This is a genomic window from Bradyrhizobium sp. cf659 (genome assembly GCF_900113725.1).
Lineage (GTDB): Bacteria > Pseudomonadota > Alphaproteobacteria > Rhizobiales > Xanthobacteraceae > Bradyrhizobium.
Genome location: NZ_FOQJ01000001.1, coordinates 585,120 through 599,557, shown reverse-complemented (window position 1 = coordinate 599,557; position 14,438 = coordinate 585,120). Strand labels below are relative to the sequence as shown.

Annotated in this window: 16 protein-coding genes; 11 read left to right on the top strand and 5 right to left on the bottom strand. The window is 65.2% G+C overall.

The features are described from left to right. The first annotated feature begins 137 nt into the window (after positions 1 to 137). The gene (gene hfq / locus BM118_RS02945) at positions 138 to 386 is read left to right on the top strand and encodes an RNA chaperone Hfq (RefSeq protein ID WP_007591126.1); all 249 of its coding nucleotides are present in this window, start codon (positions 138 to 140) and stop codon (positions 384 to 386) included. Positions 387 to 397: 11 nt separating this feature from the next. Then, complete coding sequence (hflX, locus tag BM118_RS02940; protein ID WP_177233973.1) at positions 398 to 1,777, top strand: GTPase HflX; 1,380 nt, start codon at positions 398 to 400, stop codon at positions 1,775 to 1,777. Between the two features lie 312 nt (positions 1,778 to 2,089). Here hflX and mazG read toward each other — a convergent pair whose 3' ends face one another. Continuing rightward, a complete protein-coding gene (mazG, locus tag BM118_RS02935; RefSeq protein WP_092181990.1) occupies positions 2,090 to 2,950 on the bottom strand; it encodes a nucleoside triphosphate pyrophosphohydrolase in 861 nt (286 codons plus the stop codon). A gap of 127 nt (positions 2,951 to 3,077) precedes the next feature. Here mazG and queC point away from each other — a divergent pair, with 127 nt between their 5' ends. After that, a complete protein-coding gene (queC, locus tag BM118_RS02930; RefSeq protein WP_177233972.1) occupies positions 3,078 to 3,791 on the top strand; it encodes a 7-cyano-7-deazaguanine synthase QueC in 714 nt (237 codons plus the stop codon). 168 nt (positions 3,792 to 3,959) lie between these two features. On the opposite strand, the gene BM118_RS02925 is transcribed toward queC, so the two are convergent. The 3 genes from BM118_RS02925 to nthA are packed head-to-tail and all read right to left on the bottom strand — an operon-like array spanning position 3,960 to position 5,616. After that, positions 3,960 to 4,337, bottom strand: a complete 378-nt coding sequence (locus BM118_RS02925) for a nitrile hydratase accessory protein (protein ID WP_177233971.1) — start codon at positions 4,335 to 4,337, stop codon at positions 3,960 to 3,962. Next, complete coding sequence (gene nthB, locus BM118_RS02920; protein ID WP_092181981.1) at positions 4,337 to 4,996, bottom strand: nitrile hydratase subunit beta; 660 nt, start codon at positions 4,994 to 4,996, stop codon at positions 4,337 to 4,339. The genes BM118_RS02925 and nthB overlap by 1 nt, the downstream gene beginning before the upstream one ends. Then, positions 4,993 to 5,616, bottom strand: coding sequence for a nitrile hydratase subunit alpha (gene nthA / locus BM118_RS02915; RefSeq protein WP_092181978.1), 624 nt, complete (start codon positions 5,614 to 5,616; stop codon positions 4,993 to 4,995). The genes nthB and nthA overlap by 4 nt, the downstream gene beginning before the upstream one ends. Positions 5,617 to 5,678: 62 nt before the next feature. Between nthA and BM118_RS02910 the strand changes: the two genes are divergently transcribed. The 5 genes from BM118_RS02910 (at position 5,679) to BM118_RS02890 (ending at position 10,907) form a co-directional block, all read left to right on the top strand. Beyond that, a complete protein-coding gene (locus BM118_RS02910) occupies positions 5,679 to 6,437 on the top strand; it encodes a hypothetical protein (protein ID WP_092181975.1) in 759 nt (252 codons plus the stop codon). A gap of 144 nt (positions 6,438 to 6,581) precedes the next feature. Continuing rightward, complete coding sequence (locus tag BM118_RS02905) at positions 6,582 to 8,057, top strand: DASS family sodium-coupled anion symporter (protein WP_092181972.1); 1,476 nt, start codon at positions 6,582 to 6,584, stop codon at positions 8,055 to 8,057. Positions 8,058 to 8,298: 241 nt separating this feature from the next. Then, a complete protein-coding gene (locus BM118_RS02900) occupies positions 8,299 to 9,450 on the top strand; it encodes a methionine ABC transporter ATP-binding protein (RefSeq protein WP_177233970.1) in 1,152 nt (383 codons plus the stop codon). Continuing rightward, positions 9,440 to 10,105 (top strand): methionine ABC transporter permease, encoded by a 666-nt coding sequence (locus tag BM118_RS02895; protein WP_092181969.1) that lies wholly within the window; start codon positions 9,440 to 9,442, stop codon positions 10,103 to 10,105. The genes BM118_RS02900 and BM118_RS02895 overlap by 11 nt, the downstream gene beginning before the upstream one ends. A 28-nt stretch (positions 10,106 to 10,133) precedes the next feature. Continuing rightward, positions 10,134 to 10,907, top strand: coding sequence for a MetQ/NlpA family ABC transporter substrate-binding protein (locus tag BM118_RS02890; protein ID WP_092181966.1), 774 nt, complete (start codon positions 10,134 to 10,136; stop codon positions 10,905 to 10,907). Positions 10,908 to 10,924: 17 nt separating this feature from the next. On the opposite strand, the gene BM118_RS02885 is transcribed toward BM118_RS02890, so the two are convergent. Then, positions 10,925 to 11,491, bottom strand: a complete 567-nt coding sequence (locus BM118_RS02885) for a helix-turn-helix domain-containing protein (protein WP_177234128.1) — start codon at positions 11,489 to 11,491, stop codon at positions 10,925 to 10,927. Positions 11,492 to 11,960: 469 nt separating this feature from the next. On the opposite strand from BM118_RS02885, the gene BM118_RS39905 reads away from it, so the two are divergent. The 3 genes from BM118_RS39905 to BM118_RS02875 all read left to right on the top strand — a co-directional run bounded on the left by BM118_RS39905 (position 11,961) and on the right by BM118_RS02875 (position 14,412). Then, positions 11,961 to 12,122, top strand: coding sequence for a hypothetical protein (locus BM118_RS39905; protein ID WP_349527757.1), 162 nt, complete (start codon positions 11,961 to 11,963; stop codon positions 12,120 to 12,122). Positions 12,123 to 12,214: 92 nt separating this feature from the next. Further along, on the top strand, positions 12,215 to 13,504 hold the full coding sequence (fsrB, locus tag BM118_RS02880; RefSeq protein WP_092181959.1) for a siderophore utilization protein FsrB: 1,290 nt from the start codon (positions 12,215 to 12,217) through the stop codon (positions 13,502 to 13,504). An 80-nt stretch (positions 13,505 to 13,584) separates the two neighbouring features. Further along, positions 13,585 to 14,412, top strand: a complete 828-nt coding sequence (locus tag BM118_RS02875) for a hypothetical protein (RefSeq protein ID WP_092181955.1) — start codon at positions 13,585 to 13,587, stop codon at positions 14,410 to 14,412. The last annotated feature ends 26 nt before the right edge of the window (positions 14,413 to 14,438 follow it).

Sequence of the window (14,438 nt, the reverse complement as noted above, 5' to 3'; positions counted from 1 at the left end):
CCCGACCTGTCCTCTAATCGAACCGCTGTTCCTCCGAGGGGGATCTCATGAGGAGCGGCAACCGGACGAGGCCCCGAATTTCACCAAGAGGGCCGCAATCGGCGCAATAAAAAGAAACTCAAAGCGAGAAAAAAACAATGGCGGCAGACCGCGCACAAAACCTACAGGACACCTTCCTTAATCACGTTCGCAAAACCAAGACGCCACTGACGATCTTTCTGGTCAACGGAGTGAAGCTCCAGGGCATCGTGACCTGGTTCGACAATTTCTGTTTGCTGCTTCGGCGCGACGGACACTCGCAGCTTGTCTACAAGCATGCGATCTCGACCATCATGCCGGGCGCTCCGATCCAGCTGTTCGAAGGCGGCGAGGACCAGCCGGCTTGAGAGTGATCTGATTGGAACCCCGGAATTTCGACGGGGACGCCGACCGTCCGCGGTCGGCAGGGGCTAAGCAAACGGGGCGGGTGCTTGTCGTCGGCCCCTACTTGCGTGTGCGTGCGGGCGGTGCCGACGCGCAATCGGAAAGTCATGTCGTGCGAGACGCCGAGGCCCGGCTCGATGAAGCCGCCGGCCTCGCGCGCGCGATCGATCTCGTCATTGCCGACGCCATCATCGCGCCGATCAGCCAGATCCGTCCCGCCACCTATATCGGCAAGGGCAAGGTCGAGGAGATCGCCGCGCTGGCCAAGAGCCTCGACGTCGAACTCGTGGTGATGGATTGCGCGCTGGCGCCGATCCAGCAGCGCAACCTCGAGAAGGAGCTGCATGCCAAGGTGCTCGACCGCACCGGCCTTATTCTCGAAATCTTCGGCCGCCGCGCCAAGACCAAGGAAGGCTCGCTCCAGGTCGAGCTCGCGCATCTCAACTACCAGCGCTCGCGCCTCGTGCGATCCTGGACCCATCTGGAACGCCAGCGCGGCGGTTTCGGCTTCATGGGCGGTCCCGGCGAGACGCAGATCGAGGCCGACCGCCGCCTGATCCAGGAGCGCATCTCCAAGCTCGAGAGCGAACTGAAGAAGGTGCAGGCGACGCGGCGCCTGCATCGCGCCGGACGCCAGCGCGTGCCGTATCGCGTCGTCGCATTGGTTGGCTACACCAATGCCGGCAAGTCGACGCTGTTCAACCGCCTGACGCGCGCCGACGTGCAGGCCGCCGACATGCTGTTTGCCACGCTCGATCCGACCCTGCGCGCGCTCAACCTGCCGCACGGCGGCAAGGCGATGCTGTCCGACACCGTCGGCTTCATCTCCAATCTGCCGACGCAGCTCGTCGCGGCCTTCCGCGCCACGCTGGAGGAGGTGCTGGAGGCCGACGTCATCCTGCATGTCCGCGACATCTCGCATGAGGACGCCGAGGCACAGCAGAGCGACGTCGATGCCGTGCTGCGCCAGCTCGGCATCAATCCCGACGATTCCGGCCGCATCATCGAGGTCTGGAACAAGATCGACCGTTACGACGCCGAGCAGCGCGAAGAGCTTTTGAACATCGCCGCGCGCAGGCCGGAGGATCATCCGGCGATGCTGGTCTCGGCCGTGTCAGGCGAGGGGGTCGACGCACTGCTCGCCGCGATCGAGGAACGGCTCGCCGCCAAACGCACCACGCTCGATCTCTCCATCGACGCCGCCGACGGCGCCGGCATCAGCTGGCTGCATCGGAATTCCGAGGTGCTGACGAAAGAGCTGCACGACGGCCGTTTCGACATGACCGTGCGCGTGGACGAGACCAAGCGCGATATTGTGGTGAACCGCTTCGACGCAGTGCCGCGCGTGGCGTAACCGCTGTCGTCCCGGCGCAGGCCGGGACCCATACCGCGTGATCCATCGATTGCGAATGGTAGACGTACCGAACAACGAGCCTTCGCCAAACCACTCCCTGGGGTTATGGGTCCCGGCCTGCGCCGGGACGACTACGCGTGAGTTGAACCACCTGCGTCCCCCATCAACACCGTCGTCCCGGACAAGCGTAAGCGCAGATCCGGGATCCATAGCCACAGGCCATTGGAATTGGCATGCTGGTGGCTTCCAGCGTGCTTCAACAACGACCGGTCGGGGTAATGGGTCCTGGCTTTCGCCAGGACGACGGCGGAGTTAGCGGCGCGCTTGGTTGCTTCTCTCAATAGCAGGAGCCTGCTGCTCCTCACTCTTCGCCGCATTCCACAGCGCATCCATCTCCGCCAGCGATGCCTGTTCCAACGTGCGCCCCTGCGCCGCCAGTGCGTGCTCGATGAACGCAAACCGCCGCTCGAATTTCGCATTCGTCGCGCGCAGTGCGGCTTCCGGATCGGCATCGACATGGCGGGCGAGGTTGACGAGCGCGAACATCAGGTCGCCGGTCTCTTCCGCAAGCTCCTCCTTGTCGTTGCGATCGAGCGCGGCTTCGATCTCGTCGGCTTCCTCGCGGATTTTTGCCAGCACCGCGCGTGGGTCGTTCCAGTCGAAGCCGACGGTGGAGGCCTTGCGCTGCAGCTCCATGGCGCGCGTCAGCGCCGGCTGGCCGGCCTTCACGCCAGCGAGCAGGGACTTGTGCGACGGCGTGGCTTCCGGCGGCCGGCGCGCGGCCCGCTCGGCTTTCTCCTCGGCCTTGATGCGGTCCCAGACTTCCTTGACATGGGAGGAGGCGAGATTGCCGTCCTTGTCGGCGAAGACGTGGGGATGGCGCCGGATCATCTTGCGGGTGATGGCCTCGACGACGTCGCCGAAGGCGAACGCGTTCTGTTCCTCGGCCATCTGGGCGTGGAACACGACCTGGAGCAGGAGGTCGCCGAGCTCTTCGCGCAAATCATCGAGATCGCCGCGGCTGATGGCCTCGACCACCTCGTAGGCCTCCTCGATCGTGTAGGGGGCGATGGTCGCAAAATTCTGCTCGAGGTCCCAGGGGCAGCCGGTCACCGGCGTGCGCAGTGCCGCCATGATCTCGATCAGGCGGGAAATGTCGCGGGAAGGGGTCATTGCGGGCCATTCTCCTGGGTCCCCAACCTTATGCCAAAAGCGGCCCGCCGATCCCAGCGCCGGCACGCGGAACGAGCCGATTTCCACCGATTGGCTGATACGTTCCGCGGTGCTAAAGCGCGGGGCCATGAGTGACGCTTTTTCGACTGAAACCGCGCTGGTGCTGTTCTCCGGCGGGCAGGATTCCACCACCTGCCTCGCCTGGGCGCTGAGCCGTTTCTCGCGCGTGGAGACGCTGGGGTTCGACTACGGCCAGCGCCATGCTGTTGAGCTCGCTTGCCGCGACCGTCTGTTCGACGGCCTCAAGGGCCTTCGTGCAGAGTGGGCTGCGAAGCTCGGCGAGAGCCACACGCTGTCGATCCCGACCTTGGCCGCAATCTCGGACACGGCACTGACGCGCGACGTCGCGATCGCAATGGGCGCCGATGGGCTGCCGAACACGTTCGTACCCGGCCGCAATCTGGTGTTCCTGACCTTTGCCGCGGCGCTGGCCTACCGGCGCGGCATCACCCATATCGTCGGCGGCATGTGCGAGACGGATTATTCCGGCTATCCCGACTGCCGCGACGACACCATCCGCGCCATGCAGGCCGCGCTCTCGCTGGGGATGGCGAGGAAGTTCGAGCTGCATACGCCGCTGATGTGGATCGACAAGGCCGCGACCTGGCAGCTCGCGCACGATCTCGGCGGCGACGGGCTGGTCGATCTCATCCGCGAGCAGTCGCACACCTGCTATCTCGGCGAACGCGGTGCGCAGCATGAGTGGGGATACGGCTGCGGCGAGTGCCCAGCGTGTAGCCTGCGGGCGAAGGGGTGGCGGGAGTATGTGGGGGGCTGGTAGGGCTCCAATCTCCGCTGCTACCGTCACCTCCGCTGTCATCGCCCGCGCAGGCGGGCGATCCAGTATTCCAGAGACCGTGCTTGAGCCGAGAAGCCGCGGCGTACTGGATTCCCCGCCTTCGCGGGGAATGACAACGTAGGGCTTGGCACGAGCGTGCCAATTACCGAGCTAGCCAAAATCCTCCGGCTTTAGCTCGATCGGCTTGCCGTGCGGCGTCCTGTCGGCCGCGTGGTCCCAGGCGTCGCGGTAGCGGTGCAGCGTCTCCGTGGATGCAACGCCCTTACGCGCAACCAGTCCCTCCAGCGTGGCGAGCCAGTGCAGGTAGTAGGTTTCGCCCGTATCAGGGTCGCCGGCGGCCTGTGCACGCTTGATCTCGTCGGCGAGGGCCGCGGCCCATTCGGACCAGGTGAACACGCCGCGCTCGTGCAGGCTCAAGGCCATCGCAAACGCATGCGCCTCCCAGGGCGCGCGGAACACCGGACCGTCGTCGTCGCGGGGAATACTCGGGATCGCCGCGGTCGCGGCGGCAGCAAGCGTGCTGCTCATCACGCCGGGTCCAGATAGGGCTCGAACGCGTCGATCGAGACCTTCGAGGTCGGATCACCATCCGCACCCCAGAGATCGCTGCCCTCGAACACGACGGTGTAGAGCCATTGCGGATTCTCGCCGAGCTCCATCGCCGCCGAATCCGGAAACACGTGGCAGCCATGGTTCAGCTCGACGACACCGACATGGCCGCGCACATAGCGCGGCAGGCGGGTGTGCGTCGCCGGATGAATGTTCCTGGCACGCACGCGGTCGCCGATGTTGAACCTGGCCGGCGCCGGGGCAGGGCGGGCGAACTTGCCGCGCACCATGGTGCGCTCGACGTCGCCGAGCTCCAGCTTACCGCGCTTGAGCGCCTTGGCCGGCTGCATGGCGTGGCCGGCAGCGACCTCCTCCCGCGTGAGGTAGCCCTTGGCGATCAGCATCTCCTCGAGCCCGAGAAACCACTTCTGATAATAGGAGCTCGACAGATAGACATGCGGTGGAAGCGTCTCGCGATAGAAGCGCGAGGTGTCGATGTTGAAGGCGCCAGCGGCGCCCATCGCGCGCACCATCGCCAGCACGCGGGATTCCCACGCTGCGTGGAATACCGGCTCGTTGGGTTCGGGCTCGACCTTGCCGAACCCGTCCATGCCGCCCATGTCGTGCACGCCGTTCACGACGGCGCTCCGGGCGTCTTGGGAAAGCCGGTGCCGATCATGGAGTCGCGCGTGACGAGCTCGGCGAGCTGCTCCTCGCTCCAGCCCTCCGTGCCCTCGGGCCGCATCGGCAGCACCAGAAAGCGCGTCTCGGCGGTCGAGTCCCACACCCGGATCTCCGTGTCCTTGGGCAGCGTGACGTCGAAATCGGCGAGCACCCCGCGCGGGTCTTTCACGGCGCGCGAGCGGTAGGGCGCGGCCTTGTACCAGACCGGCGGCAGCCCCAGCATTTCCCAGGGGTAGCAGGAGCACAGCGTGCACACGACCATGTTGTGCCGCTGCGGCGTGTTCTCGACCACGACGAGATGGTCGCCGACGCGGCTGACATGGCCGAGCGTGCCGATCGCCTTGCTGCCGTCCTCGAGCAGCGCCTGCTTGAAGGCCGGATCGGTCCAGGCCTTGGCGACGACGCGCGCGCCGTTGTGCGGACCGATCCTGGTCTCGTAGGCCTGGATGATGGCATCGAGCGCGGCCGGCTCGACATAGCCTTTTTCGGTCAAAATGGTCTCGAGCGCGCGCACGCGCAGCTCGGTCTCGGACAGCTCGGAATGGTCGTGATCGTGGTGGTGATGGTCGCTCATGGACGGAAGATAGTCCCAGAATCCGGGCGTTGTCGAGGCGAAGACTCTGCTAACATCGGGCCATGGGATGGGCTGCACGAGCTGGAATAACCGCCGCAATCGCGGCTCTTGTCGCATTCGCGGCGCAGGATGCGCGCGCCGCGAATGGCGCCTATGCGGTGGATGCCGCCGACATCTCGGAGGTCGGCTCCTGCAAGGTCGAAAGCTGGCTGTCGATGGCTTCAAACACCGATGTCGAGGCGGTCGCCAATCCCTCTTGCGTCGTCGATCCTTTCAGGCCGATCGAGCTGAGCATGCAGACCATCCGGGCCCGCAGCGATGGCGACTGGAGCACGACGATGGCTCCGAAAGCCAAGACGAATTTCATCCCGACCGGCGTCGGCCGGTGGGGATTGTCGGCCTATGGCGGGGGATCATTCGATGCGGTGACCGGCGAGGCGCTATCCGCGTTTGCGGTCATCCCCGCAACCTTCCGCCTGTCCGAAACCATGCGCATCAACGTCAATGGCGGCTGGCTCTGGGATCGCACCGTGGATCGCCACTACCTGACCTATGGCATCGGCTTCGACTGGAAATTCACCGACACCTTGCAATGGACGATCGAGGCCTACGGCCAGGCCGGCGCATCCGAGATCGCAAGCGTCGTGCAGCCGCGTTTCCAGACCGGCGTCCGCTACCGGCCGAACGAGATCTTCTCCGTCGACCTGATCTACGGCCGCAACATCACCGGCGAAAACGCCAACTGGATCACCATCGGCACCACGTTCCGCTTTCCGGTCCGCGGCAGCGAGCCGGAGCATCGGCGCACCGGGCATTTGTGAGCGCCAGGGAAAATCAGGCACCGGGCGGCAGAACCCGCGTCAAGCCATTGATCGCGCCGCGGACAGTCCGTATACGCCGCGCAGGGACAAAAGCGGCCCGGCCAACGGGCGGCACGACGCAACGACAATCAAGGGGGAGGACCCATGGCCGCTAGCTCACAGGCGCCTGAGGCGAAAGGGTTTCGCTGGAAGCTGGTCGCACCGCTCGTGGTGTGGCTGGCGATCTATCTGTGGCCGGTGCCATCAGGGCTCAACGTCAATCAGTGGCACTATTTTGCCGTGTTCGCGGCCGTCATCACCGGGCTCATCCTGGAATCGATGCCGGTCGGCGCGGTCGGCCTGATCGGGCTCACGGTCGCCGGCGTCGGTGGCTATATCGATCCCGATCCGACCAAGTCGCTGCGCTGGATGCTGGCGGGCTTTGCCGAGAGCACGGTGTGGCTGATCGTCGGCGCCTTCGTGTTCTCGATCGGCTACCGCAAGAGCCAGCTTGGCCGGCGCATCGCGCTGGTGCTGGTGCAAAAGCTCGGCCGCAACACGCTCGGCCTCGGCTATGCGGTCGCGATGTCGGACTTTCTGCTCGCGCCGGCGACGCCCTCCAACACCGCGCGCAGCGGCGGCATCGTCTATCCCATCATCAGCAACATCCCGCGCATCTACGGCTCCGAGCCCGGACCGACCGCCGGCAGGATCGGCACCTATGTGATGTGGACCGCGTTCGCGGCGACCGCAGTCACCAGCTCGCTGTTCTTTACCGCGCTCGCGCCCAATGCCGCGGCGCTCGCGATCGCCAAGAAGACCGTCGGGGTCGAGGTGAGCTGGGGCCAGTGGTTCATCGGCTTTGCGCCGCTCGGCATCCTCCTGATGATCCTCGTCCCGCTGCTGAGCTACGTGATCTGCCGGCCCGAAGTGAAGCGCAGCCCCGAGATCTCCGAATGGGCGGCAAAGGAGCTCGCGGAGATGGGCCCGATGTCGCGCAACGAATGGATCATGCTGGCGCTGATCGTGCTCGCGATGTTCCTGTGGATCGCCGGCTCCAGCCCGGACATCCACGTGCCGCTGCTCGGCTCGAATTTCGTCAACGCCACCACCGTCGTCTTCATCGTGATCTCGCTGATGCTGGTCACGGGCGTGATCGAGTTTGCCGACATCGTCAGCGAGAAGAGCGCCTGGGAGGTGTTCTTCTATTTCACCTCGCTGCTGACGCTCGCCTCGGGCCTCAACGAGATCGGCTTCATCAAATGGTTCGCGACAGAATACGCAAAGCCGCTCGCCGGGCTGTCGCCGTCAACCGCGATGCTCCTGCTGGTCGCACTGTTCTTCTGGATCCACTATTTCTTCTCCAGCATCACCTCGCACGCCGCAGCGGTGTTGCCGGTGGTGCTCGCGGTCGGCTCGGGCATCGCCGACCTGCCGGTCACGACGCTCGCCATGCTCTGCATGTATTCGCTCGGCCTGATGGGCGTGATCTCGCCTTACGCGACGGGGCCGGCGCCGATGTATTTCGGCAGCGGCTATATCGGGAAGGGCCAGTTCTGGGGCTTTGGGCTGATCTTCGGGCTGCTCTATTTCGCCGGGCTCCTGCTGATCGTGCTGCCATGGTTGCAGGTTGCCAGGTAAGCCGGGCCGAACGCCGACAGCCCCCGGCAGATGAATTTTCTTCGCCGGGGAGGGATTTGGAAAACTTCGTCCAACTCCCCGCAAATATCTGACATTGCAAGAAAGACCCGTTCGGGTGATGGTGCGTGCTGCGGTGCAGCGCGTTCCACCCGAGCGCTCGGTCGCAGTTTCATCCCCCGTCGCTCGATGCGACCTGGTTCCCGTGCGCCCCTGGGGCGTGCGGGCAAGCGAACTATCGTACATGAAGGCCGCCACCATGAACGCCCACCAATCGCTCGCGATCGGACAGAGGATCGAAACGCTCGATGCGATTTCACCTGCCGCGACCCAGACGGACGCGATGGTCCGTTTCGAAGGCATTTCGAAGACCTATCCGGCCTATCGCGGCAAGCCCGGCGTCAACGCCCTGCAGGACATCGACTTCACGATCCAGCGCGGCTCCATCACCGGCGTGATCGGCCGCTCCGGCGCCGGCAAGTCAAGCCTGGTCCGGCTGATCAACGGGCTGGAGAAGCCGACCACGGGACGCGTGATCGTCGATAGCAGGGATATCTCGGCGCTGGCGGGCCGCGAGTTGCGGCTGGCGCAGCGCTCGATCGGCATGATCTTCCAGCATTTCAACCTGCTGTCGTCGCGCACCGCGGCCGACAACATCGCGCTGCCGCTCGAGATCGCCGGCTGGGCCAAGTCCGACATCAAGGCCCGCGTCGCCGAGCTGCTCGCTCTCGTCGGCATCGCCGACAAGCACGATCGCTATCCGTCGGAGCTGTCCGGCGGCCAGAAGCAGCGCGTCGGCATTGCGCGGGCGCTGGCGACGCGGCCGAGCGTGCTGCTGTCGGACGAGGCGACGTCCGCGCTCGATCCGCAGACCACGCGCGCGATCCTCGATCTGCTCGCCAACATCAACCGTGAGCTCGGGGTGACCATCGTGCTGATCACCCACGAGATGTCCGTGGTGCGCCAGCTCGCCAGGGAGGTCGTGGTGCTCGACGCCGGCCATGTCGTCGAAAGCGGCCATGTCGCCGACATCTTCACCCATCCCAAACATCCGATCACGCAGTCCTTCCTGGCCGAGGTGATCGGCGACAGCCTGCCGGTGTCGCTGGCGAGCCGGATCGTTTCGGAACCGTCCGCCGGCGGGCAGGCCGTGATCCGCGTCCAGGTGCGCGGGGCGGGGGCCGGCGACACGCTGGTGGCGCGGCTCGCGCGCGAGCTCGTCCTCGATGTCTCACTGCTCGCGGCCCGCATCGACGAGATCGGCGGCCAGCATGTGGGCTCGCTCACCCTCGGTATCCCTCTCGGCATTTCCGGCAGCGGAGACGCGGTGACGCGGACGCTCGCCTGGCTGTCTCAATATCAATTCCCGGCGGAGCGTCTCGGCTATGTCGCCTGAACTCATCAACCTCATCATCCAGGCCACCTTCGAAAGCCTGTACATGGTCGGCATCGCGGCGCTGCTCGGCACCGCCTTCGGCCTGCCGCTCGGCGTGTTCCTGGCGACCAGCCGGAAAGGGGAACTGTTCGCGGCGCCCGTCGTCAATCGGGTGCTCGGCATCGTCGTCAATGCGACGCGCTCCACGCCCTTCATCATCCTGGTCGTGGCCATCATCCCGTTCACGCGGCTCGTGGCCGGTACATCGATCGGCTCGACCGCGGCGATCGTGCCGCTGACCATCGCCTCGACGCCGTTCATCGCGCGTCTCGTCGAAGCTGCGATCCGCGAGGTCGATGGCGGCCTGATCGAGACCGCGTCCTCGTTCGGGGCTTCGCCGATTCAGATCGTGTTCAAGGTGCTGATCCCCGAGGCATTGCCCGGCCTGTTGCTGGCGCTGACGCTCGCGGTGGTGAGCCTGCTCGGCTACTCCGCCATGGTCGGCGCCGTCGGCGGCGGGGGCCTGGGGGATCTCGGCATCCGCTACGGCTACCAGCGCTTCATGCCGGAGATGATGCTGGCGGTCGTCGTCGTGCTGATCGCGCTGGTCCAACTGGTCCAGAGCGCCGGTGACTATCTGGCGCGCCGTGTCAACCGCCGGCTGCGGCATCGCTGACATAAGCTCTTACACATCGGAGACTACAATGCGCTTTCTCGCAACCCTTGCGGCTGCAGCCTTGCTCGCGACCACCGCTGAGGCCGAAACCATCCGCGTCGGCGTAACCGCAGGCCCGCATGCCGAGATCATGGACGTCGTGAAGAAGGTCGGCGCCGAGCGTGGCCTCGACATCAAGGTGGTCGAGTTCACCGACTACGTGATCCCGAACCAGGCGCTGGCGCTGAAGGACCTCGAGGCCAACTCGTTCCAGCACGAGCCGTACCTGAAGAACCAGATCGCCAAGACCGGCTGGAAGATCGTCAAGGTCGCCAACACGATCGGCTCACCGCAAGGCGTCTATTCGCAGAAATACAAGAAGCTAGCTGACCTGCCGGAAGGCGCCCGCGTCGCCATCGCCAACGATCCTTCCAACGGCGCGCGCGGCCTGATGATCTTGGCGCTGCACGGCGTGATCAAGCTGAAGGACGCCAACAACGTCGCCTCGACCATTGCCGACATCACCGCCAACCCGAAGAAGCTGCGCTTCGTCGAGCTCGATGCCGCCCAGCTTCCCCGCGCGCTCCAGGACGTCGACGTCGTCTCGATCAACAACAATTACGCGGTGCAGGCCGGCCTCAATCCGGCGACCGATGCGATCGCCCGCGAAAACCCCGATGGTCCCTGGGTCAACATCCTCGCCGTCCGCGAGGAGGACAAGGACAAGCCCTGGGTGAAGCAGCTGATCGAGGCCTATCACTCCGCCCAGGTGAAGGCGTTTCTGGAGACGCGCTTCAAGGGCACCTATCTGCCGACCTGGTAACGACGGGGCGCGTCAATTCACTCCGCCAGTTCGACGTCGCTTGCGCGCGCCTCGCCGGGCGGCAATCCGATCGACGCCGGACCGGCAACCAGGCTGTCGAGGTCGACCAGCAGCAGATCGGCAATGTGGGTGAGCTGGTGCAGGGGGATGCTCAGCTCTCCGCTCTCGGCACGCGACACGAACTCGGGCGAGACGCCGAGATGGTTGGCGATCTGGCTCTCGGTATAGCCACGCGCCTCGCGCGCGCCTTTGACCTGCGCGCCAATATGCTGCCGGTGCAGAGCTTGCTCTGCTTCGGTCATCATGAGGGCCTGTTCGTCCAGGCTCGCAACACCATCGGCGAACGCGACGCCGAGCAGTCTCCGCTTCTGCCATGCCACGCGACAGGGCTTTCGCAGCCCGTCGGCAAAGATCAACGTGGCCTGTTTCGGAAACGACAGCGACCAGTCGAGCTTCAGCCTTGCGCCCGTGCCCGATACGTCCGAGATCGTGCAGGGGATGCTGACGATGCCCCTGGCGCCGTCAAACTCGATGATCCCGGTCCTCGCCGTGGATTGCCTGGTCGCCGCGCGCAATTCGCTCATGGACGTCGAACCCCGGGTGCCCAGCACGCGCTGGCACAGAACGTTGCGGCGCGTTCCGTAGAATGAATGAAATATCCCGCGGCTGATTTTACCTCCGGGGTTCCTCAGGCTCAATCGAGCCTGGCAGGCATGGTAAAGGATTCGTTCTCCGCGCTCGCGTTCGATGTCGCCGGATGTCCTGTCCGGTCGATCGATCGCGCGCTCGTCTAGAAGGATTCCAAATCCGGGGCCCATGCACGTTGGGTCGCGTATGGGCGCATTGGCCGCAGTTGCTGCGCACAGCTCTGGAGAGATTCTAACGCTGTTCCTATCGCACTCCGAAATCGCCTGCGTTAGGGCGGGGCATCAAGAACGATACCGGCAAAGCCGGCAGTGCGTGGGGCCTCGCAAGACGTGACCAACTTCCAACTTCATTCGCGTTCCGACGCACGTCTTCGACAGCTTCAGATACTCTTGTTCGGCCTCGACCGTGCTGGATGCGCTGCTTGCCTACACCAGGGACAATTGGCGCCTGTCGCTGAACGTCACCAACCTCGCCGACACACGCTACGTCGCCGCCTGCTACGGCCTGTCGGGCTGCATGTATGCCGAGGGACGCAAGGCGATCGGCAAGCTGACCTACCGGTGGTGAGCTTTGATGGCACAGGCATATAGACTCCCACAGGAGGTCGTGGAGACTTTAGCGGCCCAGTTTCCGACAGACCGCTTCATGAGAGGCGAACGATGAGAGCGATATTCGGTCGGTTGCATCGCTGGGCGGGCCTGCTCACGGCCGGATTCCTGTTCTTCTCCGGCATCACCGGCGCGATCATCTCCTGGGATCACGAGATCGACGACGTCCTGAACAGCCATCTGTTCGACGTCGCCAGCAAGGGCCCGGCCATTCCCTCGATCGAGCTCGCCAGGCTGATCGAGCAGCGCGATCCCCGCGCGCGCGTCGTCTATCTCTTCATGACGCCGGAGGAGGGCCACTCGCTGTGGTTCTTCATCATGCCGCGGATCGATCCCGCGACCGGCAAGCGCTATCCGCTCGACTACAATCAGATCTTCCTCGATCCCAACACAGGCGTCGAGCTGGGGCGGCGCTACTGGGGCGCGGTATGGCCGGTGACGCGGGAGAACTTCGTCTCGTTCCTCTACAAGCTGCACTACACCATGCATATCCCGGAATTCTGGGGCAGCGACCGCTGGGGCATGCGCCTGCTCGGAATCATCGCCATCATCTGGACCATCGACTGCTTCGTCGGCTTCTATCTGACGCTGCCGTCCCGGCGCGGCGCGAAGGCCGCGCGGGCGCCGCAGGTCACGCGCCAGCTCGAACGCGGCTTCTGGGCGCGCTGGGCGCCGGCCTGGACCATCAAGACGTCGGGCAGCGCCTACCGGATCAATTTCGACATCCACCGCGCCTTCAGCCTGTGGACCTGGGGGCTGCTGTTCGTCATCGCCTTCACGGCGTTCTCGCTCAACCTCTATTTCGAGGTGTTCTCGCCGCTGATGAAGATGGTGTCGAACTACACGCCGACGCCGTATGAGGAGCGGCCGTACCGCGATCTCGACAATCCCATCGAGCCCAAGGTGACGTTTGCCGACATCGCCGCGCGCGCGGCGGCCGATGGCAAGGGGCGAGGGTGGTCCACTCCGGTTGGCTCGATCAATTACGGCCCTGCCCATGGCGTCTTTGCCGCCGCCTTCTTCCATCCCGGCGACGACCACGGCGCCGGCGGCGTCGGCCCGGCGCAGCTCTATTACGACAGCGAGGACGGCCGTCCGCTCGGCGAGCGGCTGCCCTGGGTCGGCACTGCCGCCGATATCTTCGTGCAGGCGCAGTTTCCGCTGCATTCGGGACGGATTGTCGGGCTGTTCGGCCGCGTCCTGATCTCGATCATGGGGCTGGTGGTGGCCGCGCTCTCGGTGACCGGCGTCGTGATCTGGTGGCGCAAGCGCCGCGCCCGTGTCCGCGTGCGCGAGACGGCCGCGATGCGCCTGAACCGGCAACTCACGCCGGCGGAGTAGGGCACGCCTCCTCGCCGATGAACCTTCCCGCCCGGCACCGGCACAAAGACTGGAGATTGGCCCCAGTTCGCGGACATTGAATGAGATCGCTCGCCTTGCTCTGCCTGCTCGTCCTCACGACGACCGCCCACGCGGCCACGCCCGAGCAGCACTATCTCGACCTGCGCGATCGCTATATCGCAAAGTTCTCCAAGGCGCCGGAAAACGACGAGACCTCCAGGCAGCACGATGCGGCGCTGAAGGAGCTGACAGGCGTGCTGCGCGACCTGGTGGGACCGGTCACAATCAAGGGGCTGCCGGCAGAGGGCCAGTCGAACGCCGATACGCTCTTCAAGGGCGACTCGGGCTTCGGCCATCTCGACGGTCTCGGCTTCGCCTCCGAGGGCGACAAGATGCAAGCCGTGGCGACCACGACCGCGCTGCTCAAGCACTGGCTGCGCGAGCACCGCGAGGACGGCATGCCGCAGGAGATCAGTGCGGCGTTCAGGTCGGATCGCTTCTACTATTATGCGATCCAGGACTCCGCCTTCGCCAAATATGCCGAGTTGCCGATCACCAAGCCGTCGGCGGCCAGCGCCGCGGTCGCCGTTCTCGGCGTGCGCGGCAATGGCGATCTGAAGGGGGCGCCGCGTGAGATCGACGTCGTCGCGATCCAGGGCGAGAAGGTCTACTTCCTCGCCGTCACCGACGCCGTGAAGACGGCCGAGATCCCGGCTTGCGAGAAGGTCTGGAAGCAGATGATGGCGAAGCCCATCGACAAGAAGGACCCTCGTGGCGGTATGACCCGCGAAGACAATGCGATGACTGCCTTCACCGAGTGCTTCGGCAAGGCAGCGCCGAACCAGAGCTGGTTCGCGGCCGCCGTCAAGAAGGCGCAGAGCCAGATCGACATGCTGCCGCTGCGCTAAAGCGCGCTGCAGCCACGATTCATCCG